The 21,201-nt window shown below is 70.0% G+C and carries 24 protein-coding genes; 13 read left to right on the forward strand and 11 right to left on the reverse strand.

The features are described from left to right. Positions 1 to 8 precede the first annotated feature (8 nt). Together FHR84_RS12480 and FHR84_RS12485 are read left to right on the forward strand one after the other, a co-directional pair. Positions 9 to 851 carry an ABC transporter permease gene (locus tag FHR84_RS12480; protein WP_179535654.1) on the forward strand — a complete coding sequence of 281 codons (843 nt, stop codon included), beginning with the start codon at positions 9 to 11 and terminating at the stop codon, positions 849 to 851. Positions 852 to 904: 53 nt separating this feature from the next. Beyond that, a complete protein-coding gene (locus FHR84_RS12485) occupies positions 905 to 2,083 on the forward strand; it encodes a macrolide family glycosyltransferase (RefSeq protein ID WP_246300546.1) in 1,179 nt (392 codons plus the stop codon). Between the two features lie 378 nt (positions 2,084 to 2,461). Here the strand turns inward: FHR84_RS12485 and FHR84_RS12490 are convergent, their stop codons facing one another. Further along, a complete protein-coding gene (locus tag FHR84_RS12490; protein ID WP_179535656.1) occupies positions 2,462 to 2,794 on the reverse strand; it encodes a putative quinol monooxygenase in 333 nt (110 codons plus the stop codon). 541 nt (positions 2,795 to 3,335) lie between these two features. Here FHR84_RS12490 and FHR84_RS12495 point away from each other — a divergent pair. Then, complete coding sequence (locus FHR84_RS12495; RefSeq protein ID WP_179535657.1) at positions 3,336 to 4,853, forward strand: SDR family oxidoreductase; 1,518 nt, start codon at positions 3,336 to 3,338, stop codon at positions 4,851 to 4,853. 423 nt (positions 4,854 to 5,276) lie between these two features. On the opposite strand, the gene FHR84_RS12500 is transcribed toward FHR84_RS12495, so the two are convergent. From FHR84_RS12500 to FHR84_RS12525, 6 genes are all read right to left on the reverse strand, one after another. Continuing rightward, complete coding sequence (locus FHR84_RS12500; RefSeq protein WP_179535658.1) at positions 5,277 to 6,311, reverse strand: C40 family peptidase; 1,035 nt, start codon at positions 6,309 to 6,311, stop codon at positions 5,277 to 5,279. Between the two features lie 157 nt (positions 6,312 to 6,468). Further along, positions 6,469 to 7,251: a sulfite exporter TauE/SafE family protein gene (locus FHR84_RS12505; protein WP_179535659.1), complete on the reverse strand. Its 783-nt coding sequence runs from the start codon at positions 7,249 to 7,251 to the stop codon at positions 6,469 to 6,471. 187 nt (positions 7,252 to 7,438) lie between these two features. Beyond that, positions 7,439 to 8,014 carry a rhodanese-like domain-containing protein gene (locus FHR84_RS12510; protein WP_179535660.1) on the reverse strand — a complete coding sequence of 192 codons (576 nt, stop codon included), beginning with the start codon at positions 8,012 to 8,014 and terminating at the stop codon, positions 7,439 to 7,441. Between the two features lie 138 nt (positions 8,015 to 8,152). Beyond that, complete coding sequence (locus tag FHR84_RS12515) at positions 8,153 to 9,577, reverse strand: MBL fold metallo-hydrolase (protein ID WP_179535661.1); 1,425 nt, start codon at positions 9,575 to 9,577, stop codon at positions 8,153 to 8,155. A 105-nt stretch (positions 9,578 to 9,682) separates the two neighbouring features. Then, complete coding sequence (locus FHR84_RS12520) at positions 9,683 to 9,952, reverse strand: metal-sensitive transcriptional regulator (protein ID WP_165632941.1); 270 nt, start codon at positions 9,950 to 9,952, stop codon at positions 9,683 to 9,685. Positions 9,953 to 10,077: 125 nt separating this feature from the next. Beyond that, positions 10,078 to 10,536, reverse strand: coding sequence for a hypothetical protein (locus FHR84_RS12525; protein WP_179535662.1), 459 nt, complete (start codon positions 10,534 to 10,536; stop codon positions 10,078 to 10,080). Between the two features lie 54 nt (positions 10,537 to 10,590). On the opposite strand from FHR84_RS12525, the gene FHR84_RS12530 reads away from it, so the two are divergent. From FHR84_RS12530 to FHR84_RS12545, 5 genes are all read left to right on the forward strand, one after another. Continuing rightward, on the forward strand, positions 10,591 to 11,289 hold the full coding sequence (locus tag FHR84_RS12530) for a response regulator (protein ID WP_179535663.1): 699 nt from the start codon (positions 10,591 to 10,593) through the stop codon (positions 11,287 to 11,289). Beyond that, the gene (locus FHR84_RS12535) at positions 11,289 to 12,581 is read left to right on the forward strand and encodes a sensor histidine kinase (RefSeq protein WP_179535664.1); all 1,293 of its coding nucleotides are present in this window, start codon (positions 11,289 to 11,291) and stop codon (positions 12,579 to 12,581) included. Before FHR84_RS12530 ends, FHR84_RS12535 begins: the two co-directional genes overlap by 1 nt. A 159-nt stretch (positions 12,582 to 12,740) precedes the next feature. Beyond that, a complete protein-coding gene (locus tag FHR84_RS12540) occupies positions 12,741 to 15,170 on the forward strand; it encodes a translocation/assembly module TamB domain-containing protein (protein ID WP_179535665.1) in 2,430 nt (809 codons plus the stop codon). 134 nt (positions 15,171 to 15,304) lie between these two features. Beyond that, entirely contained in the window at positions 15,305 to 15,436 is a 132-nt protein-coding gene (locus FHR84_RS22915) for a hypothetical protein (RefSeq protein WP_281361325.1), read from the forward strand. 209 nt (positions 15,437 to 15,645) lie between these two features. Continuing rightward, positions 15,646 to 16,107: a PepSY domain-containing protein gene (locus FHR84_RS12545; RefSeq protein ID WP_179535666.1), complete on the forward strand. Its 462-nt coding sequence runs from the start codon at positions 15,646 to 15,648 to the stop codon at positions 16,105 to 16,107. Between the two features lie 340 nt (positions 16,108 to 16,447). Here FHR84_RS12545 and FHR84_RS12550 read toward each other — a convergent pair whose 3' ends face one another. The 3 genes from FHR84_RS12550 to FHR84_RS12560 are packed head-to-tail and all read right to left on the reverse strand — an operon-like array spanning position 16,448 to position 17,737. Then, positions 16,448 to 16,666: a hypothetical protein gene (locus FHR84_RS12550; protein ID WP_179535667.1), complete on the reverse strand. Its 219-nt coding sequence runs from the start codon at positions 16,664 to 16,666 to the stop codon at positions 16,448 to 16,450. Between the two features lie 25 nt (positions 16,667 to 16,691). Continuing rightward, complete coding sequence (locus FHR84_RS12555; protein WP_179535668.1) at positions 16,692 to 16,880, reverse strand: DUF397 domain-containing protein; 189 nt, start codon at positions 16,878 to 16,880, stop codon at positions 16,692 to 16,694. A 5-nt stretch (positions 16,881 to 16,885) separates the two neighbouring features. Then, entirely contained in the window at positions 16,886 to 17,737 is an 852-nt protein-coding gene (locus FHR84_RS12560) for a helix-turn-helix domain-containing protein (RefSeq protein ID WP_179535669.1), read from the reverse strand. A gap of 146 nt (positions 17,738 to 17,883) precedes the next feature. On the opposite strand from FHR84_RS12560, the gene FHR84_RS12565 reads away from it, so the two are divergent. The 5 genes from FHR84_RS12565 to FHR84_RS12585 all read left to right on the forward strand — a co-directional run bounded on the left by FHR84_RS12565 (position 17,884) and on the right by FHR84_RS12585 (position 20,517). Continuing rightward, positions 17,884 to 18,135, forward strand: coding sequence for an HC3 family zinc finger protein (locus tag FHR84_RS12565; protein WP_179535670.1), 252 nt, complete (start codon positions 17,884 to 17,886; stop codon positions 18,133 to 18,135). Then, a complete protein-coding gene (locus FHR84_RS12570; RefSeq protein ID WP_179535671.1) occupies positions 18,132 to 18,368 on the forward strand; it encodes a hypothetical protein in 237 nt (78 codons plus the stop codon). The genes FHR84_RS12565 and FHR84_RS12570 overlap by 4 nt, the downstream gene beginning before the upstream one ends. Next, positions 18,361 to 18,675 carry a hypothetical protein gene (locus tag FHR84_RS12575; protein WP_179535672.1) on the forward strand — a complete coding sequence of 105 codons (315 nt, stop codon included), beginning with the start codon at positions 18,361 to 18,363 and terminating at the stop codon, positions 18,673 to 18,675. Before FHR84_RS12570 ends, FHR84_RS12575 begins: the two co-directional genes overlap by 8 nt. Before the next feature lie 82 nt (positions 18,676 to 18,757). Continuing rightward, a complete protein-coding gene (locus FHR84_RS12580) occupies positions 18,758 to 19,165 on the forward strand; it encodes a MerR family transcriptional regulator (RefSeq protein WP_179535673.1) in 408 nt (135 codons plus the stop codon). A gap of 59 nt (positions 19,166 to 19,224) precedes the next feature. Beyond that, the gene (locus tag FHR84_RS12585) at positions 19,225 to 20,517 is read left to right on the forward strand and encodes an MFS transporter (RefSeq protein WP_179535674.1); all 1,293 of its coding nucleotides are present in this window, start codon (positions 19,225 to 19,227) and stop codon (positions 20,515 to 20,517) included. Between the two features lie 324 nt (positions 20,518 to 20,841). On the opposite strand, the gene FHR84_RS12590 is transcribed toward FHR84_RS12585, so the two are convergent. Next, positions 20,842 to 21,123: a TM2 domain-containing protein gene (locus tag FHR84_RS12590; RefSeq protein ID WP_179535675.1), complete on the reverse strand. Its 282-nt coding sequence runs from the start codon at positions 21,121 to 21,123 to the stop codon at positions 20,842 to 20,844. Positions 21,124 to 21,201 lie beyond the last annotated feature (78 nt).

A 21,201-nucleotide genomic window follows, 5' to 3' on the forward strand; every position in this document is an offset into this window, starting at 1 on the left:
GAAGGCACATGACCACTACACTGACCGCCCCTCGGGACAGAGCCGGGGGAACGGAGCACGAGCGCCGCCACTGGCACGGCGCGAACGTCTGGACCCAGATCACGGTCCTCACCGGCAGGTCCCTGCGTGCGGTGCTCCGCGATCCGCGGATAGTCGTATTCAGCCTGTTACAGCCGTTGATCATGCTGACGTTGTTCAGCCAGGTCTTCGGCAAGGCGCTGATGGGCAGCATCGCCTCCCAGACGGACAGCTACATCAACTACCTGATGCCCGCGATCCTGGTGACCACGGGGATCGGGGCCTCCCTGCAGTCCGGCGTCGGGCTGATCACCGATATGAAGAACGGTGTGCTGGGCAGGTTCCGGGCGCTGCCCATCCGGCTCGGCACGGTGCTGGTGGCGCGCAGCCTGGCCGACCTGTTCCGCACCGCCGTGCAGCTCGTGGTCCTGCTGCTGGCGGCGACCGTGCTGTTCGGTTTCGCGCCGGAGGGCGGGCTCGCGGGCACGGTCAGCGCGTGGCTGCTCGCGCTGCTCGTCAGCTGGTCGTTGACCTGGGTCTTCCTCGCCATCGCCTCCTGGGTGCGCAAGGAGGAGGTGATGCAGAGCGTGGGCTTCCTGGCGATGTTCCCGCTGATGTTCGCCTCCAGCGCGTTCGTCCCGCTGGACGCGTTGCCCGGCTGGCTGCGGATCGTGGCCCGGGTCAACCCGCTCACCTACGCCGTCGACGCCTCCCGCGACCTCTGCCTGGCACTGCCCGTGGGAAGCGGGGTCTGGTCCGCCCTGGGAACCAGTGTGCTGCTGCTCGTGATCGGCGCCGTGTTCGCGGTCAGAGGATTTCGCCGTCCCCTGTGAACGCAGGGAAATCGATCGGGAAGATGATGCGCAAACATTTCGTTTTCGTGAGCATGCCCGCGTACGGGCACGTCAATCCGTCGCTCGCGCTCGTCGAGGAACTCGTTCGACGGGGCCACCGGGTCAGCTACGCCACCGGCTCGGACATGGTTCCCGCCGTGCGAGCCGCCGGTGCCGAACCCGTTCCGGTGCCGATGGAGCAACCCTCCGCGCCCCCGGGGGACGGGGCGCTGACCCCGGAGGCGATGGCCCCGATGATGGAGAAGTTCCTGGAGGGGACGCGGGAGACGTTGCCGAGGTTGTCGGAGCACTTCGCCGACGAGCACGTCGACGCGGTCTGCGCGGACTCCGCCACCCCGGCGGGACGTGTGTTCGCGAAGAAGCTCGGAGTCCCGAACGTGGCCCTGGTGCCGACCCACGCCGGCAACGAGGAGTTCTCGATGCGGGCGGAGTTCATGAAGCGGGCGCCGCAGGACTTCGACCAGAACCATCCGGTGCTGCGGGACTTCGCCGAACGGATGAGCGAACTCGCCGCGCAGCACGGTGTCGAGCTCGGGGTCGAGTCGATGATGGCCGAGCCAGGGGGCGCGTTGAACCTCGTGTTCATTCCGCGGGAGTTCCAGTTCCACGCGGACAGCTTCGACGACCGGTTCGCCTTCCTCGGGCCGTTGCTGGGCGGCCGGGCCGAACGTGAGCAGTGGAAGCCCCGGCGGACGGACCGGCCGCTGCTGTTCGTCTCGCTGGGGACCATCTTCCACGGTCATCTGGAGTTCTACCGGACCTGCATCGAGGCGTTCGCCGACACCGGTTGGCAGGTGGCGATGTCCATCGGCGACCGGGTGAGCCCGGAAGAGCTGGGGGAGGTCCCCGAGAACTTCGAGGTGCGCCCTCGCTTCCCCCAGACGGCCGTGCTGCGGCACGCCGCCGTGTTCCTCTCGCACGCGGGGATGAACTCCACGATGGAGGCCCTCTCCTACGGGGTTCCGCTCGTCACGGCTCCCCGGATGGTGGAGCAGGAGATGAACGCCGAGCGGGTTCGCGACCTGAACTTCGGCGGGAAACTCGAGGAGGCCGAGCTGACCGACTCGGCGCGACTGCGTGAGCGGGTCGAAGAGGTGGCCGCGAACGAGGAGATCACCAAGGCCGTGGGCGAGATGTGCGAGACCATCCGCGGGTACGGCGGGGCCGTCGCGGGTGCGGACGCGATCGAGGCGTACCTCGAGAACTCGTGACGGAGCTTTGCGTGCGTGGTCGGCTAGCCGTCACGTGAGTCGGCGCCCTGCTGCGTCGGGCCGCTCTTGAGTAGCGGCCTACGCGGCGAGCGGCCCGGCCTGGCAATGCATCCGACTCACGCGCCGGAGCTCCTCGTCCTGCTCGGGCTGAAGCACCCGCGTCGGGCGGAGCCTTCTGCCGGGAGTTCCCGGCGGGAGTTCGACGGCTCGGTTCGCTCGGGTGGTTGCGTAGGCTCGGAGCCCTGGGTTGAACGGAAGCCTTGCGCCGGAAGTTCCTGACCTCGCGGCAGTTCCGACTGCTCGGGTGGGGGAAAGCGGCCGCGCCGCCTGACCGGACGGGAGGGCGCCGGGCCCGGAGCGGCCCGGCGCCGAGCGGTCTCAGCTCTCCGAGTCCACGGCCATCTCACCGAGCCGGGACCAGTCGTCCTGCTGCACCGGAGTGTTGATCACCCGCGGCGTTTCCGCCAGGTGGGGCGGGAGGGTCCGCTGGGCGGTCTTGAAGTGCTCGGACTGCACGTGTGCGGCTCCGGCGTCCTCGTCGCGGAAGGCCTCGAGCAGAACGTACTCGTTCGGGTCCTCGAGGCTGCGCGACCAGTCGAACCACAAGCAGCCCTCTTCCGCACGCGTCGCCTCGGTGAAATCGCGTGCGATCTCGGGCCACCGGTCCGCGTGTTCGGGAAGAACGCGGAACTTGACGGCGATGAAGATCATCGAAACTCCCCTGTGGTTGTTCGGTCCGGACTCTTCGGCCGGATTCCTGTTCGGAGACCGGTGGTGGGCGGTGAACCGGTGCCGGAGCCGTGCTCCGGGGCGCGTCGTGGCGTCGCCGGGGCGGTCTTCCCGCCTGGTGGGTGGTCCCGCCGCGCGGCTGCCCGGGGCGACTCGTCCGGGGCGGGTTCGACGACCGGCCGGGAAACGGTCTCCGCAACAGGCTAGGAGATCGATCCACGGCCACGTTTCGACGGGGAGGCAACATGTGATCCGTGCCGATCCGACTTACCGCCGCCCCGCACCGGTGGCCCGCACCGCCCGCGTCCGCCTCCCGGAGCCGGCGCGACCGCGCACACGCGCGCCGGGGGAGTGAGCACATTCGTCCGCCGGCTCGGATTCGCGTGCGGCCGCCGTTGCCGCGACCATAGGGACAGCGCACGACCTGTGCGACTCGCCGTGCGCCCCGGGAGGCCGGTGGTGGCCGAGCGGCCTCGAACGGGGGGGGGACGGCCGGAAACCGGCGCGATGGGCGGATGGTGACATGCTGTGTCTGGTGGCGGGTGCCAGCGGTTACATCGGGGGCAGGTTGGTGCCACGACTGCTGCGAGCCGGGCACCGGGTGCGCTGCGTCGCACGCGATCCCGGAAAGCTGCGTGACGTCCCCTGGCGCGACGCGGTCGAAGTCGTCGAGGGCGACGTGCTCGACCGGGACTCCATGGCCGCCGCGTGCCGCGATGTGGACGTGCTGTACTACCTGGTGCACTCGATGTCGGAAACCGGCTTCGCGGCCAAGGACCGCCGCGCGGCGCTGTGCACCTCGCAGGCCGCTCGCGAGTCCGGCGTCGGCCGGATCGTCTACCTCGGCGGCATACACCCGGACGACGGTGACCTGTCCGAGCACCTGGGCTCCCGGGCCGAGGTCGCGGAGATCTTCCTGCGCAGCGGGGTGCCGACGGTGACACTGCAGGCCGCGGTGATCATCGGTTCGGGCTCGGCGAGCTTCGAGATGCTGCGGTACCTGACCGAGCGCCTGCCGATCATGATCACTCCCAGGTGGGTGCGCAACCGGGTACAGCCCATCGCCGTGCGCGACGTGCTGCACTACCTCGTCGCCGTGGCGCGGCTCCCGGCCGGGATCAACCGCGCCTTCGACATCGGTGGGCCGGGTGTGCTCACGTACGCGGAGATGATGCGGCGCTACGCCGCCGTCGCGGGGCTGCCCCGCCGCGTCATGTTCCCGGTCGGGGTGTTGTCCCCGAGGCTGAGCTCGTACTGGATCAACATCGTCACCCCGGTGCCGAAGAGCATCGGCGGTCCCCTCATCGAGTCGCTGGTTCACGAGGCGGTCCGCGGCGAGCACGACATCGACGATCACGTCGCGAAACCGGAAGGCGGGCTCATCGGCTACGACCGCGCGGTCGAGCTGGCCCTCCACAGGATTCGACACGCCCAGGTCGAGACCCGCTGGTCGGACGCCTCACCCGCCGAGGCGCCCGCCGAGCCGCTGCCCTCGGACCCGGACTGGGCGGGCGGTAGCGCCTATGCGGACACGCGGGTGTGGCACAGCGATGTTCCGGCCTCCAGCGTGTGGCGCGTGGTCGAGAGCATCGGTGGCGGGAACGGCTGGTACTCGCTCCCGCTCGCGTGGGCCACGCGCGGTTGGGCCGACCGGCTGATCGGTGGGGTCGGACTGCGCCGCGGCCGGCGCGACCCGGTTCGCCTGCGAACCGGTGAGGCCCTGGACTGGTGGCGCGTCGAGGAGATCGACGAGGGGAGGCTGCTGCGCCTGCGCGCGGAGATGAAGCTCCCCGGTCAGGCGTGGCTGGAGCTCGGGGTCACCCCGACGGAGTCCGGCGGGGCGCTCTACCGGCAACGGGCCGTCTTCGTGCCGCGCGGTTTGGCCGGGCACGTCTACTGGTGGTCGATCGCCCCGTTCCACTCCTTGGTCTTCGGCGGGATGGGGCGCAACGTTGTGCGCACCGCCGCCGGAGTGCGCCCTACCGCTGGAGGAGTTCCCGGCGGGAGCTCCACGGCACCGCGGCGTCCGCCGACACGCTGATCGCGCGTGAAGGCGGGGAGAGGGCGCGTCCGGAGGATCAGCGGGGTCCCGCCCGGGCGGGAGTCCTGCTCGACGGCGACGCGCGGGAACGGTGTCGCCGGTGCTGCCGCCCATCGGCCGCGGAAGGCGGCCGCTCCGTCGGGCCGCGCTACCCGGACCCCGTCGTCGATCACGCGCACGAGTGCCAGGAGGACTCGACCCGCTACGGGGAGATCAGAGAATCGTGATCGACGCCGAGAGCGGGCGGTGAGGTTTCCGCCGAGGCGGCAGCTGGTGACCGTGGCCCCCGGGGACGATCACCGCCCGGCAAACCGTCGACGCCGGCGTGGAGCGGAGCTCCCACCACGCGGGCGAGCCGCTCGGCGACCCGGCCGGGTCGCCGAGCGGTCCGGCACGAGACGTTTCGGTGCCTGGCGCGGAGCGTCAGCCGACCATGCGGCGAACCGAGTGGACGTCACCGATGTCCCGGTAGTTCTCCACTTTGACGTCCTGCCCCTCGGTCGGAGCGTGTACGACCTTGCCGTTGCCGATGTACAGCCCGTTGTGGCTGGCCGAGGAGTAGTAGAAGACCACGTCACCCGGACGGAGCTGGGAGGTGGAAACGGACCTCCCCTCGTCGATCTGGGTCCTGGTGGAAGCGGGCAGGGAGATACCGGCCTGTTCGTAGGACCACTGCACCAGACCGGAGCAGTCGAACCGGTTCGGCCCCTTGGCGCCCCACACGTAGGGAGATCCCTGCTTGCCCAGCGCGGCGTTCACGGCCGTGGTGGCCGCGCCCGTGCCCCCGATGGAGCCGACGTCCTCGGAGCCACCGCCCGCGAAGTCCTCCTTCTCCTGCTGGGAGAGGTTCTCGTACTGTCTTTTGACCTCGGCGATCCGCTCGTCCATGGCCGCTTTGCGCTCGGCGATCTCGTTCTCGAGACGGGCGGCCTCGGTTTCGGCCTTCGCGGCGGCGTCACGTGCCTCCCGTGCGCGTCGCTCGGCTTTCTCGGCCTTCTCGGTGGCCCGGGCCACCGTGTCGACCGTCGTGTCGTAATCCCCGGCAAGCTTCCGCAGAACCGAGACCCTGTCGAGGTACTCGTCGGGATTCTCACTGGTCAACAGCGCGGACAACTCGCTCCGGTCCGCTCCGCGGTAGGAGGCCGCCGTCAGCGCGTCGACCTCCTCGCGCAATGCGCCTTCCTCGGAGCGTGCCTCGGAGGCACGTCCGGAGGCCTTCTTCGCCGCGGCTTCCGCTCGGGCGAGCTCGGCCTCGCGGGCCTTGTGCCGGTCCTCGGCCGATTTGTAGTCCTCGGTGAGCACTTCGGCCTCGCGGGTGAGCTCGCGGAGCTGTTGAGCCGCTTCGGAGGAGGTGTCCGGATCGGGGGCCGCGCTCGCGGGAGCTCCACCGGCTCCGAGCAGGACGGCGACCACCGTCGCCGTGACGGCGTGCGAACGCCTGGACCGGAAGGGGGGCATTCGGGGCTCCTGATGCTTCGCTCGTCGTCGGGGGACTCACACGGCACCGTATAAGGAAGCGTATGAGATTCACGTACCACCGGCCGCGGTGCGGTGGTCGCCGACCTTCGCTCACCGTGCGGACCGACGACCGGTGATCGCGTCCGGGAGGCGGTGTTCACCCACCGAGCGCTGTGGGGGCGAACACGGCCGCGAGCGCCACCCCGGCGGCCACGGTCAGCACTACGCGGGCGAACCACTCGCGCACGAGCCGCGCGGGTAGTCGCGCGGTGAGAGTACCCGCCAGCACCGAAACCACCAGTGCCGTTCCGGCGAAGGCGCCGAGCAGTCCGTAGTCGAGCTGCACCGCCCCCGCGTGCGCGATCAGCCCCACCGTCGAGTTGGCGGCGACCACCACGAGCGAGGTCGCCACGGCGGCTTGGGGACCGACCCCGAGCAGTGTCGTCAGCGCGGGGACCACGACGAATCCGCCTCCGACCCCGAAGAGTCCGGTCAGCACCCCGACCAGGGCCCCGGCGCCGATCGACTTCGGCAGGCAGCTGCGCCAGTCGATCCCGCCCTCGACGGTTCGACACGCCCCGCCCCGCTCTTCGCCGCTGCGCAGCATCCGCAGGGCCACGACGGCCATGAGCGCCGCGAACGCGAGCAGCAGCCATCGCTGGGGGATCAGCTGTCCCAGGGCGGTGCCGCCGAAAGCCGCCGGTGCGCCCGCCACGGCGAACACCGCTGCGATCGGCCACCGCACTCGGACGCGTCGGGCGCGGGGCAGCAGGCCACCCAGCGACGAGACCGCCACCACGGCGAGCGAGGTGGGGATCGCGATCCGCAGCGGCAGTCCTGCGCCGTAGACGAGCGCCGGGACGGCCAGCACGGCCCCTCCGGCTCCGAGCGAACCGAGCGCCAAGCCGATGACCACCCCGAAGACGGCTGCCAGGATCATCACTTCTCCTTCGGGGAGCGCACCGGTCGGACACCGCGGGCGCGCTCGGGTGGCGGAATCCTCCGGGCCTTCCCCGCCCGAGGAGGAAGTCCGCTCCCGGGGCACGCGGCGGGTTCCGCTCGAGCGACTTCGCGAACCGTTCCGAACCGGGCGGTGCGGGGACGAGCGACCGTCCGGAGTGCTCCGTTCAGCTGCCGGAACTCCTCGGGGGATGCCGGTCGGTCAGGGTGCCGAGCAGTTCGGGGGCCTCGTTCCGGGGTGTGCGGTTGTGCGGCAGCAGTTCGAGCAGTCGGGCCATGGCGCAGGTGTTGCTGACGGCGGCGAAGGTCAGCCCGGCGCCGACGAAGCCGGCGAGCCACTTCAGCGGGCGGAAGACGGCGCTGCCCACCACGCCGAGCAGCACCAGTGAGCCCGCCACCAGCCGGACCTGCCTTTCCATGGACCAGGTGCCGGAACCGTGCTCGACGGGAGCGCCGTGTCCCTGCCAACCGCCCAGACCGCCGCGCAGCACTCGGGCCTGGGTGAGTCCGGCCGACTCCAGCAGTTCGCGCGCTTGTTCGGCTCGGTTGCCGGAGGCGCACACGAGCACCACCGGGTCCTCGTGGGCGGCGGCCAGTTCGGAGCTGTGCTCGCGCAACAGGTCCAGCGGCACGTTGTGTGATCCGGGGATGTGTTCGGTGGTGAACTCGCCCGGGGTGCGCACGTCGATGAGGCGAGTGCGCGGGTTCGTCCCGGTCAGCTCACGAACCGCTGGTGTGTCCATCGTGGTCTTCTCTTCTCCGGGCACCGGTACCGCCTTTCGTCTCCGTCGCCGGGTGGGGTGTGCCATCCGGTCCTTCTGCCACGTCGTGACGGTTCTGGGCACGACGCCTCGTTCCCAGTCTCCGGCGGAACCGGGGCCTCACGAGGAGGTCAGCGTGATTCCCGCCGCTTCCGCGTTGTCGAACACGTCGTCGATCAGCACCGGGGTGCGCCCGGACCGCTCCAGCAGCGCTGCGGCGGCCGCGGCGCGGTAACCGCTCCCGCAGTGCACCCACACGACCCCCTCCGGTAGCTGTTCGGTGCGCTCACCGAGCTCGTACAGCGGGATGTGGGTGGCTCCCTCGACGTGGGAGGCGTGCCACTCGTTGTTCGTGCGCACGTCGAGCACGGTCTCCGCGCGGGGAAGTCGTTCGTGCTCTCCGGCGCGTGCCACGGCCAAGTCCACGAAGGTGGCCGTCCTGGTGCTGCGCAGCCTGTCCGCGTCCTCGGCCAGCTCCTCGGGTCGACCGGTGGCGGAGGCGGCGAAGCGGTCGATCCCGATGCGGGCCAGTTCCCGCTGGGCTTCGGTGATTCGCTCGGGCTCCTCGGCGAGCAGGGTGATCGGCGCTCCCCAGTCGATCATCCAGCCGAGCCAGGTGGCCATCGGACCGTCCAGTCCCAGGCTGACCGTGCCTGCCAGGTGGGAGTCCACGTAGGCCTTGCGGGTACGCAGGTCGACGACCCACTCGCCCGCGTCCAGGCGCCGGGCGAGCTCCGCGGGAGTGGCGCGCGCGGGGGTGCGCAGGTCGATCGGTTCGGGACCCTGGGCGTTGCGCACTCCCATGTGGGCGTAGTAGGCCGGGTAGGCGCCGAGCCCGGACAGCGTCTTCTCGACGAACTCGTCCCGCGCGAGGGTCAGGGCCGGGTTGGTCTCCTGCTGCTCGCCGATGGTGGCGGAGTCGCCGGAAGCCTGCGTGGCCGAGCAGAAGCTCCCGAAGCCGTGGGTGGGCCAGATGCGCGCTCCGTCCGGCAGCGACTCGGCGAGCCTGCGCGCCGACGCGTGCTGGTGCTCGGCCAGCCGGTGGGTGTGCTCCTCTCCGACCAGGTCGGTGCGCCCGGTGGTGCCGAACAGCAGCGAGCCCCCGGTGAACGCTCCCACGGCGCCGCGTTCGCCCTCCAGCACGTAGGAGAGGTGGTGGTAGGTGTGTCCGGGCGTGAACACCGCGCGCACCCGCATTCCGGGGGAGAGCTCGACGGTTTCGCCGTCGTGCAGCGGACGGCGTTCGAAGGCGACCTCGTCAGCGGCGGCGATGCCGTACTCCGCTCCGGTCAGCCGGGCCAGCTCGAGTCCGCCCGAGACGTAGTCGTTGTGCACGTGCGTTTCCAGTACGAGAGTGATTCGTACGTTCAGTCGCCCTGCCGCGGCCAGGAAGCGGTCCACGTCCCGCTGGGGGTCGACCACCACGGCGACCGTTCCGTCGGTGGCGAGGTAGCTGCGATCTCCCAGCGAGGAAGTGGCGATGACTTGCGTGGTCAGGCCGCCGGGAAGTTCCGTCGTGTCGTTCTCCTGCGTGATCCCGCTCATGCCCGCTCCTGGAGTCGGAGAGTGTTCGTCCCGAAAGGAACGATTATTACCCCGGGGGGTATAAGAGTGCTTTGAGAGTGCGGAGCGCCGCTGTGGGGTCGGCGCTCAGGCCAGTGCGAGGAACAGCCGTTCCAGCTCCTGCTCGGTCATCTCGGGTTCCTCGCCGTCCTCCCGGCTCTGCTGGCAGTGCCGCATCCCGCTGGAAACGATCTTGAACCCGGCGCGGTCCAGGGCGCGGGAAACGGCTGCGAGCTGGGTGAGTACTTCGGAGCAGTCCCCGCCTTCCTCGATCGATTCGACTACTCCCGCCAGCTGTCCCTGGGCGCGACGCAGCCGGGTCAGGGCGTCGCCGACAAGTTCCGGTCTCATCTGCATGACAATCACCTCCACGGTCTCGTGGTCGAGACTACCCCCGGGGGTATTTATGTCAAACAGCGGACGGCGGCTCAGCTGGGGTCGCACTCGTCACCGGGGTGGGCCGCTCGTCGAGCGGAGATCGTTCACCGGTCGATCTCGGTGGACACGAGCGGTTCGCCGTCGCCGCACTCGACGGTGATCTCCACTTCCGTGTCCTCGGACTCGAAGGTGAGCTCGGCCTCCTCGGCGGGACCGTCCTGCACGTCCTGGGCCTGGAACCCCTGCGCCGGGCTCCAGGACAGCAGCGCGGCACGCCCGCCCGAGCAGCTGACGACCACCGTTCCTCCTGGGGTGTGTCGCAGGTCGCGCTGCCCGGAAGCGGGGGGACTGCTCTCCTCGGTGCCCTCGTCGTTCACGTTCGGCGCGGGGCGGGCCAGCTCGCGTCGCACCTCGTCCTGCCCGGTCATCGGAGGTCCCCCGTCGAGGATGCCGCGCCCGAGCGCGGACACGGCCGCGAGCCCCACCGCGACCGCCACCGCGGCGGCGGCCAGCCATCCCAGCACCGCGAGTGCCGTTCGGGTCCTTCCGGTGGGGGCTGCCATGCCCTCCACTATGCCAATCCGCGCGGCTCGCCGGGCGCCGGTTACCGTGCGACTGTGGCGCAGGTGCTGCTTGTCGAGGACGACTCGGCTCTTCGCACGTCGTTGAGCAGGGGTTTGAGTGAGCGCGGACACGCGGTCACCTCCGCGGGGACCGCGATGGACGGGTTGAACCTGATCGTCTCGCGCAAGCCCGATCTCGTGGTGCTGGACATCGGGCTTCCCGACCTGGACGGGCGGGAGATGCTGCGGATGCTGCGCGCGGCGAGCCGGGTCCCCGTGATCGTGGGCACCGCGCGCGGCGGAGAGGACGAGATCGTGACCGTGCTGGACGCGGGCGCGGACGACTACGTGGTCAAACCGTTCAGCGCGGGCCAGCTGGACGCCCGGATCAGGGCGGTGCTGCGCCGGGGCGTTGGGGAGCAGCCGCGTCCGGAGGTTCTCGTGGTGGGAGGCCTGCGCCTCGACCCGGCGGCCCGTTCGGCCGCTTTGGATGGTTCGCGGCTGGACCTCAATCCGAAGGAGTTCGACATGCTGCACTACCTCGCCGTGCGCGCGGGGCAGGTGGTGAGCAAGCGCGAGCTGCTCACCGAGGTGTGGCAGCTGCCCTACGGAGGGGCGGACAAGACCGTCGACGTGCACGTCTCCTGGCTGCGGCGCAAGCTCGGCGAGACGGCGCGCGAGGCGCGCTACCTGCACACGGTGCGCGGCGTGGGGGTGCGCCTGGCCGCACCGGACGAATCCGGTGCGGACTGATGCGGCGGCGTATCGCGCTGCTGGTGGCGGCCACCACGACCCTGGTGCTGGTGGCGTTCCTCATCCCGCTGGCCGTGCTGGTCCGAACAGTGGCCTTCGATCGGGCCGTGAACACCGCGACGACAGAGGCGCAGGCGTTGACCTCGGTGGTCAGCACGGCGGACAGGTCCACTCTGGAGTTGAGCGTCCAGCGGGCCAACGCGGAGGGGAGGTTCCCCGTGACCGTGTTCCTCGCCGACGGCGACCGGCTCGGCGCGCAGGCCGAACGCACGCGGGCCGTGCGACTGGCCGCCAGGGGGCGCAGCCTCACCGTGGACACCGACGGCGGGGTGGCCGTGCTGATCTCGGTGGGTGACTCCTCGGGAGGGCAGGCGGTCATCCGGAGCGTGGTCGGGGAGCAGGAGCTCATGCGCGGGGTGCACCGCGCGTGGCTGTTGCTCGCCGGGCTCGGTCTGGTGCTGCTCGTGTTGAGCGTGCTGGTCGCCGACCGGATGGCCCGTTCGCTGGTGCGGCCGACCAAGGAGCTCTCCGCGGTGTCCCACCGGCTGGCGGGCGGGGAGCTGGACGCCAGGGCGCGGGTGGACGCTCCCGCCGAGATGCGCGACGTGGCGACCGCGCTGAACCACCTGGCCGGCCGGATCCGGGAGCTGCTGGCGGAGGAGCGCGAGTACGTGGCCGACCTCTCGCACCGGCTGCGGACCCCGCTGATGTCGCTGCGGCTGGACGCGGAGTCGTTGCGGGACGAGGCGGAGTCCCAGCGCATCACCGAGCACGTGGACGCGTTGCAGCGTGCTGTGACGCGGATAATCGAGCAGGCGGGCAGGCGCAGTTCGCAGACCCCGGTCTCGGACAGCTGCGACGCGGCGGCCGTGGTCTCCGAGCGGCTCGACTTCTGGTCGGTGCTGGCCGAGGACACCGAGCGCGAGATGCGCTCCGACATGGCGCCGGGGCCGCTGCGCGTGGCCGTGGGGGCTTCGGAGCTCTCCGACTGCGTGGACGCGCTGCTGGGCAACGTCTTCGCGCACACCGAGGAGGGCGTCGGGTTCGAGGTGCTGCTGTTCGCCGGTGACGGTTTCGTGCGGCTGGTGGTCACCGACGACGGGCCCGGGTTCGGCGGGGTGGAGTCCGGGAGCGGTCCCATGAGCCGAGGGGCCAGCGGCAGCGGGTCCAGCGGGCTCGGCCTGGACATCGCACGTCGCGCCGCCGGGGAGTCCGGCGGTTCGGTGACGCTGGACGCGGGCGAGGGCGGCGGTGCGCGCGTGGTCGTGGACTTCGGCGTGCCCGCGGAGTGACCGCTCACGCGGGGGTGGTTTCGGCCCGTCCGGTTTTAACCTCGTCCTATGGGTTGAGGCTTCGCGTCGTCTGTCGTCGTTCTGTGTGGGAAAAGTGTGGCTGTGACTGGTTGAAGCGAATAGACCCCACCGTGCGGGTGGAATTCCTATGCTCTCGGCATGGTCTCCGATGCGGTGCGGTTGCGGGATCGGTTGGTCGAAGCCGCGCGGGTGGGTGAACTGCTCGACGTCAGCGAGGAGTCGGACCGGAAGGTCCCGGCAGCCGCGATCCGGGCGCTGCTGTTCGGGCTGGACGCCGATGAGCTCGACCCGCGCGGTGTGCGACTGCGGGGTGCGCACGTCACTGGTCAGCTGGAGCTGACCGACGTGCGTGCCGCGGTGCCGCTGGTGCTGAGTCGGTGCGAGTTCGACGAGGGCGTCGCGGCCGTGCGGGCCCAGCTGCCGCACCTGGACCTGTCCGGAAGCAGGTTCCCGCACCTGGACGCCGACGATTCCGGCTGCGAGCACGATGTGCGCCTGCACGGGGTCCGCTGCGAATGGGTGAGCCTGGTCGATGCCAATCTCGCCGGCGATCTCACGCTGCACGGAGCGTGGCTGGCCGCCTCCGACACGCCCGCCCTGGACCTGTCGGGAGCCACCATCGGCGGCGATCTGTGCCTCGACGACGAATTCACCGCCAGCTCCGAGAGCCACGGCGGCGCACTACGACTGCTCAGAGCCACCATCGGCGACACGCTCAGCCTGTCCCGAGCCCGGCTGACCGCCACCAACGGACCCGCCCTGCACGCCGACAACCTCACCGTCGGCAACAACCTGTTCCTCGGCGACGGGTTCACCGCCAACTCCGGCAGCAGCGACGGCACGCTGCGGCTGCCGGGCGGCAGCATCGCCGGAGAATTCTCCATGTCCGAAGCGCGATTGACCGCCACCAACGGCTCTGCCCTGTTCGCCGATGGTCTCAGGGTCAGCAACGGCCTGTTTTTGAGGAAAGGTTTCCTCACCAGCTCCGACAGCCAGATCGGCACGCTGCGACTGTCCGGGGCCAGCATCGCCGGGCAGCTCAGCCTGAACGGGGCGCAACTGACCGCCACCAACGGGCCCGCCTTGCACGCCGATGGCCTTGCTCTTGAGGGTGATCTGTTCCTCAGCGATGAGTTCACCGCCAGTTCTGACAGCCGGCTCGGCACGATAAGACTGCCCGGTGCTCACATCGCCGGGCAGCTCAGCCTGTCCGGGGCACAGCTGACCGCCACCAACGGCCCCGCTTTGAACGTTGAGTACTTCAAGGTGGACAACAGCGCGTTTCTCGACGAGGGGTTTACCGCCAGTTCCGACGGTGAAGACACGGTTCGGCTGATCGGGGCCAGCATCACCGGACAGCTTGCTCTGCGTGGGGCGGAATTGACCGCCACCAACGGGGCTGCTTTGAACGCGGATGGCCTTACCGTTGGCAGCAGTCTGTCCCTCAACGAGGGGTTTACCGCCAGCTCCGACAGCCAGATCGGCACGCTGCGACTGAATGGGGCCAGCATCACCTGGCAGCTCAGCCTGTCCGGGGCCCAGTTGACCGCTACCAACGGGGCAGCCCTGCACGCCGAGCGGATCACCGTCGGCAACAACGTATTTCTCAATGAGGGCTTCACCGCCAGCAGTGACAGCAGCGACGGCGTTCTTCGGCTGTTCGGAGGTCAGATCGCGGGGCAGCTCAGCATGCGCGGGACCCAGTTGACCGCTACCAACGGACCCGCCCTGCACGCCGACAACCTCACCGTCGGCAACAACGTATTTCTCAATGAGGGCTTCACCGCCAGCTCCGACAGCAATGGCAGCACGCTGTACCTGGACGGGGCCAACGTCTCGGGGGATCTGTTCGTGGAGCTGGTGAGTGTCAGCAATACCGGGCAGGAGGGGTTGGTGCTGGATCTGCAGAGTGCTCAGATTTCCGGTGATGTGGTCCTGCCGCTCGCGGAAGCTCTGGCGGAGTCCGGACAGGAGTGGGGGGTGGACGTGGACGGGTTGCGCTACCCCTTCATCCCGAGGGCGGGGACCTATCGCCAGTGGCTGCGGCTGTTGAGCACCCACACCACTGCCTACGCGCCCCAGCCGTATCAGCAGTTGGCCGGTGTCTACCGGGCGGCCGGGCACGACCGGGAGGCCCGCGAGATCCTCATCGCCCAGCAGCGCGACCTGCGCCGCCGCGGCGAGCTCGACGGGTGGTTCCGCAGGCTGCTGCACCGGCTCAGCGGGGCCTTCATCGGCCACGGGCACCGCCCCTTCCGCGCCCTGGGCTATCTGGCCGGGCTCTGCGCGACCACCGTCGGGCTGGTGCTGCTGGCCGGAGCGCTCGGACTGGCCGTGCGGGCCCATCCCAACACCGGGCCGTGCTCGATGGCCGAAAGCATCGGACTCGGCATCGACACCGCCGTGCCCCTGTTGAAAACCGGCGGCGGGAAACGCTGCGAGATCGCCACCACCACCGGCTGGGGCCAGACCCTCTACCTCGGCAAGTACCTGCTCACCACCCTCGGCTGGGCCTTCGCCACCCTGTTCGTGGCCGGATACACCGGACTCGTCCGCCGAAACACCTGACCAACTACTGCACAGCAAAACGAGCCCAGCCAGGTGCGGGGCTACGTCGCGGCCACGGTGCTCGGCCCTCCGGTGGCCGCGCGGGCGAGTTCTCCTCGGCGGCCCCGGCAGGGACCACCATTGATGAGGCCGGGTTGTCGGCTCGTGAGATCGCCGACTACCTCGGACACGACCGGGGGCGCATGACTCAAGACGTGTACATGAACCGCAAGACGGTCGGCGACACAGCGGCCCGGGCCTTGGATGACCTGCACGATCAGGGCTGAGCAAAAGTGGGGGTAAAGTGGGGGTCGATCTTGGTTGTGATCAGCTCCCACGTCTGTGCCCTGCCGGAAGGGTTCCCGGCAGGATTCGAAATTTTTAACCTCGTCTTAGCGTTCGAGTAGCGCCGGTTTAGTTCCCGCGCTGCCACCTTGGTTCCCGTCAACGACAGCAAGCCGGGAGGTCCTCCCGCGCGAAGTCAGGAGGCAGCAGGTTGCCGGGAAACAAGAAACTGGTCGGAGCGCTCGCGATCGCCGGTGGGGTGCTCGCCCTGGGCAGCACCGCCGTGGCTTTCGGAAGCGGCGGAGATCCCGCCGCGGAGACTTCCGGGGACGCACCCGCCGCGGTGCGGTCGGCTTCCGAGGGGCACTACACGGGCCCGGACGAGGTCTACACCGGACCGGATCCCGACGAGGTCTACACCGGGCCGGGCGAGGGGTATCGCGGTCCGTGGCCGGAGCACTGCACGAAGGAGGAACCGGCGGTCAACGGTGACCGGGCGCGCGACATCGCGCTGGAGCGGGTGCCGCGGGCGAAGGTGATCGAGGTCGAACTCGACCGCTGCTACGGGCTCGAGTGGGAGCTCGAGCTGCGCAAGGGTCAGACGGAGTACGACGTCACCGTCGACGCGCGCAGCGGCGACGTCGTCGGTTACGAGGAGGACCGGGACGACTGAGCGAGCTGGTAAGGAAGGGGCATCCGCGTGGGGGGCGCGGGTGTCCCGGCCGGTGCGCGGGACCTAGCGGGCGGGTTCCCGCGCTAGGTGGTTCCTCCCTCGCTCGTGAACGCGCAGAGTTGACCGACTACCACCCAGTGGAGTGTTAACGTTCCCTCTCCGGAAGATCGGGTGCGCGGAGTCAGCGTTGTCCTTGCCGACGGAGCTGCCGGACGACCCGGCCTACGAGGAGATGCTGGACGACTTCGCAGGCAAGGCCGCCACACACGCGGGTTGCCCGATGCCGTGAGCAGTGGGCCCCGGCGAGGCCGTCTCCGGCACGGCCCGCCGGGGCGGGACGCTAGTGCTCCTGCCGGTTGGGCCCACGGCGTGCTCCGCGTCTGAGCAGTTCGCCGACGCTGACGAGCAGCAGTGCGGTGGCCAGCACGAGCAGGATCCACCTGACGGGGTCCGGGAGCATCGAGTCGTGCTCCGAGACGATGCCGTTGACGAACGTCAGAACGACGAGGCAGAGCAACGCCGAGTTCGCCACGAGGAGCTTGGACGGTACCCGGGTCATGTCGGCACCTCGGTGGGTGGTCGGTTCACGCGAAGCGGTCGGTCTTGACCGCCTGGATGAACGCCCGCCACTGCGCGCGGCCGGTGGTGAAGTAGCCGCCCGTACGATCCTTGGTGTCCCGAACGGCGGCGCCGTTGCCTAATCGTCCGATCTCGACACAGGCGGTCTCCTGCTGGGTGTAAGTGGACTTGCGCCATGCGCTCGGCTCGGTCATGGGTATCAGCTCTCGCGTTCGATCGATTCCAGTCGACGTGCGATGGTCGCCTTCGACTCGTCGGGCGACATCGCACGCTGCCGCAGAGTATCCGCCGCCGTGCGGTAGTCGGCCACGTCTTTGATCTTCCGCAGGAAAGCCGACGTGCGGTAGTGCTCCAAATGCACGATCGGTTGTTGGTCCGCGAACTCGAAGAGGATGAACGGCCCCGCGTGAGCCGGGTGCCACGTTGTCGCTCCGGCAGCCAGCATCTGGATGGTCACGTTGTCGCGGTCCGCCATCTTCAGCAGGTGGCGCAGCTGCTCGGCCATCACCTCGTCACCGCCGATCCGCTCCTGGAGCGCTGCTTCGGCGATGATCGCGACGAAGTTCGGGCAGTCCTTCCGGTCGAGGACGTCGCGCCTGCTGAGTCGGAAGGCCAACCTGGCCTCGGCGTGTTCGGAGGGGACCGTGGCCATCACCGCGCGGGCGTAGTCGCTGGTCTGCAACAGCCCGGAGATCACCAGGGTGCACATCTCGGTGATGTGGCTGGCAGAACGTTCGAAGTCGATCAGGGTCGCGAGTTCCTCGCGCATCCCAGGAACTCCGGAGGAGAGCCAGTTCGGCTCGCGCACGTTGCGCGCCATGTCGATGATGCGATCGCGTTCCGCTCCGGTGGTGCCGAGCGCTGTGAGCAGACTGGCCGTGTCCTCGGGGGACGGTGACTTCGTTCCCGATTCGTAGCGCCAGACCGTGGTGTGCCCGATTCCCAGCCTCCGTCCCAACTCGCGAACACCGAGATTGGCTTCCTCGCGTAGTTGGCGCAGTTCAGCGCCGAGCGCACGAGCGCGTGGATTCACCTGAGTGGTTCGGGCCATGAACCGGATCGTATCCAGCGCCCGCTGCGCTGGGCATTCCCTCGAAAGTGGAATTGCCTCCGGGTGTGCGTCGAGCCATAGTGGTTCTAGAACCAGTTATTGGTTCATTGAACCAGTCGTATTCGTCGGATCCGAGGGGAAGCGACATGTCTCATCCGTTCACCTGGGTTCCCGCGGCGTGGCAGCGGCACGCGAGCAGGGATCCGGTCCCACCTCCGGCGGCGGAGTTCCCGCGGGGAGTGGTCGTCTCGACGTTGTGCGGGCAGGAGGTGACCTCGGCCAGCGGCGAGTTGGCCTGGCTGTGGGGCACCTGCCCGGACTGCGACGACGTGACGCGGGAGATCGTGGGGGTGCCGTCGCGGGCGGAGACCGCTGCCGAGGGGAGGGGGCGGTCGTGAGCACGCGGCACGGAGAGCTGGCCACGTTCCTGGTGCACGAGCAGTGGCGGTTGGAGCAGTTGGCCTACGACATCGCGGGGCACCGGTGCACGGCGCGGCAGTGCGCCGAGACGGCCGCGGCCGTGGAGCGGGTCTCGGCGGTGCTGCGGGACTACGCGGCGTCGCTGCCGTTCGAGCGGTTCGCGGAGGAGCCCGGTTCGTCCACCGTGGTGGAAGGCGGCTCCGATGGCTGAGCCGTTCGCCGTGGTGTCCACGGCGCTGGTGCTGGCCGTGACGGCGGTCGTGCTGGGGGTTTCCGGTCAGCGGGCCGAGCGCCGTCCCCGGCACGCGGGCGGTTCCGGGCCCGCGGCCCGCCGGGCGGCGGTGCTGCGGACGGAACGGCTCGCCGGGGCGGACCCGCCCACGGTCGAGCTGATCGCCTGGCCCGCCGTGGACCCGGACAGGTACTGGCGCTCCCGCTGCGCGGCTTCCCCGCCGGCCGGGGAGGACCCGACCCTGGCGCTGCTGCGCCGGGTGCGCGACGGGCTCCGCGAGTTGTGACGTCCGCCGAACACCGGCTTTCCCGATCGCGGCCGTGGCTCCACGTTGAGCGGTAGGGTCGCGAGCCGTGGAAGGAGGAGCGATGCGCATAGGCGAGCTGGCCGAACGAACCGGCGCGAGCCGCCGGTCCATCCGCTACTACGAGCAGCAGGGGCTGCTGAGCGCCACCCGCACCAGCAACGGGTGGCGCGAGTACGACGAGAAGGCCGTCAACCGGGTCTCGAACGTGCGGGAGCTGATCAGGGCCGGGCTGACCGTCGAGGACATCCAACACGTGGTGGCCTGCCTGGACAAGAAGACGGAGGACTTCATGTCCTGCGACGACCCGGGCGACGCGCTGTCGATGTACGAGGCCCGGCTGGCCGATGTGGACGAGAAGGCCGCTGAACTGCAACGGCAGCGCAGCGAGCTGAGCGCCAAGATCGCCCGGCTTCGCTCCGGTGCGCGCAGCACGGAGGAGTTCGTCGAGTCGCTGAGCTCGAGCGCGTGAAGGAACGCCGCACGCACGCTTGACCCTCACACGGGTGTCAGTACCTAGCGTGCGCGCACATGAGCCGAAAAACGAGTTCCGGGCGGGCCACGGCGCTGCCCGGCTGGCTGTACGTGCTGTTCCTGGCCCTGCTGGCGACCGGCACCGACGAGTTCATCATCGCCGGGATACTCCCGGAGGTCGCCTCCGACCTCGACGTCGGCACCTCGGCCGCGGGGCAGCTGGTCACCGCTTTCGCCGTGGTGTACGCGCTGAGCGCCCCCGTGCTCGCCGTGGTCTTCGGCCGCTTCGCGAAACGCTCCCTCATGGTGGGCGGCCTCGTGGTCTTCGTGCTGGCCAACGCGGGGGCGGCGCTCGCTCCGGGATATCCCGAACTCATGGCGTGCCGCGTCGTGGCGGCGCTCGCCGCGGCCGTCGTCACCTCAGCCGCCTTCACCACGGCAGCGGAGGGAGCTCCGGACGGGATGAGCGGGCGGTACCTGAGCGTCGCCACGGCGGGAATGACCGCGGCCCTGTTCACGGGAGTTCCGCTGGGGTCCTGGCTGGGCGGAGTCCTCGGCTGGCGGGCCACGTTCTGGCTGATCGCGGTGGTGGCCGCCGTCGCCGCGGCCGGACTGCTCGGCACCGCTCCCCGGATCGGAGGCAGCGCACCGGCACCACTGCGGGAACGGCTGGCCCCGCTGCGCAGCACGGCCGTGCTGCGCCTCGTGGCGGTGACCTTCCTCGCCGGCAGCGGCGGCCTCATGTTCTACACCTACCTGAGCGCCTACGTCGCCAGGACCGCCTCCGAGTCCCACACCCTGCTGTCGCTGATGCTGCTCGTCGTGGGGGTGGCGGGCTTGGCCGGTGCGCTGCTGTCCGGACGGGCCAGTGACGCCCTCGGGCCTCGGCGGGGGCTGCACCTCGTGATCGGTGGGCACGTGATCGCGCTGGCGCTCGCCGCCGGAATCGGGTTCGGCGGCGTCGGCGGTCCGCTGGTCGTCGGGGCGGTAGTCGCGTTCTGGTCCGTCTTCGCGTGGGGACTCAATCCCCCCATCCAGGGCAGCATCATGCGAGCCGCCGGGCCCGAGGCGGGCATGCCCGCCCTCGCGCTCAACATATCGGGTCTCTACCTCGGGACCGGCGTGGCCGGAGCGCTGGGCGGAATCCTGGTCGCGGCCACCGACGTCCGCTTCGTTCCCCTGCTCGCCTCCGGGCTGCTGCTGGTCTCCTTCCTGCTCACGCTTCCGCGGTCGCCCGGCGCGGCGGGAGGCCGAGCTTCGAGGAGGGCGGAGCGGCCGGACGGATCGCCGTCCCGGTCTTCGGCTCCTCCCGACTCCACGGGCCGGGAACCGGCCGCGGTGGAGCAGTGATCGGACCGAACTCGGCGGCCGGTTCCGGCGCTGTGCCGGGGCGGTGGGGTGGTGTCGCGGACGGGTGGGCTTGACCGGTGGGGAGTGCCCGTCCCGGCACTGCCGCACCGCGTCCGCGACGGGCTCCGCGAGTTGTGAGCTGTGGGGTCGCCTCGGCCGCCCTGCCCGTGAGATGGGGGCATCCGTTCGGCTCCGAGCTCCCGGACATCGGAGATCCGGCCGCGTCCACGGAAGGAGAGATTCGAGAAGTCCCGCCGGGAGCGAGCAGCCTGCGGACGCGGGTGTGGTGACCGGCGGCGTCACGAGCACTTCCGCCCGGGAGGTTCAGCTTCGAGCGGCTCCGCGCTCGCGCAGCTCGTCGGCGAGCCGGAGGTTGTGGTCCCGGATCCAACCGGGGATGAGGAAGGCGTCGACGATTATCCAGACGGCGGTGACGACGCTTCCGATGACGGTCACCGTGCACACCAGCTGCGCCACCGCGGTCCCCACGCGCTTTCCGTAGAACCGGTGAGCACCGAACATGCCCAGGAAGATCCACAGCACGTAACTGACCACCAGGGACTTCTGCCTGGCCTGGTACTCCATCAAGTCGTAGTCCGAGTTCATCGGGGAAGGTCCTTTCGGAGCAGCTTGTGTTGAGCCGATTCATCGTAAGTGCTGCTCCGGACGGCGCCTTATCTAGGA

The organism is Actinopolyspora biskrensis (assembly GCF_013408175.1).
Taxonomy (GTDB): Bacteria; Actinomycetota; Actinomycetes; order Mycobacteriales; family Pseudonocardiaceae; genus Actinopolyspora; species Actinopolyspora biskrensis.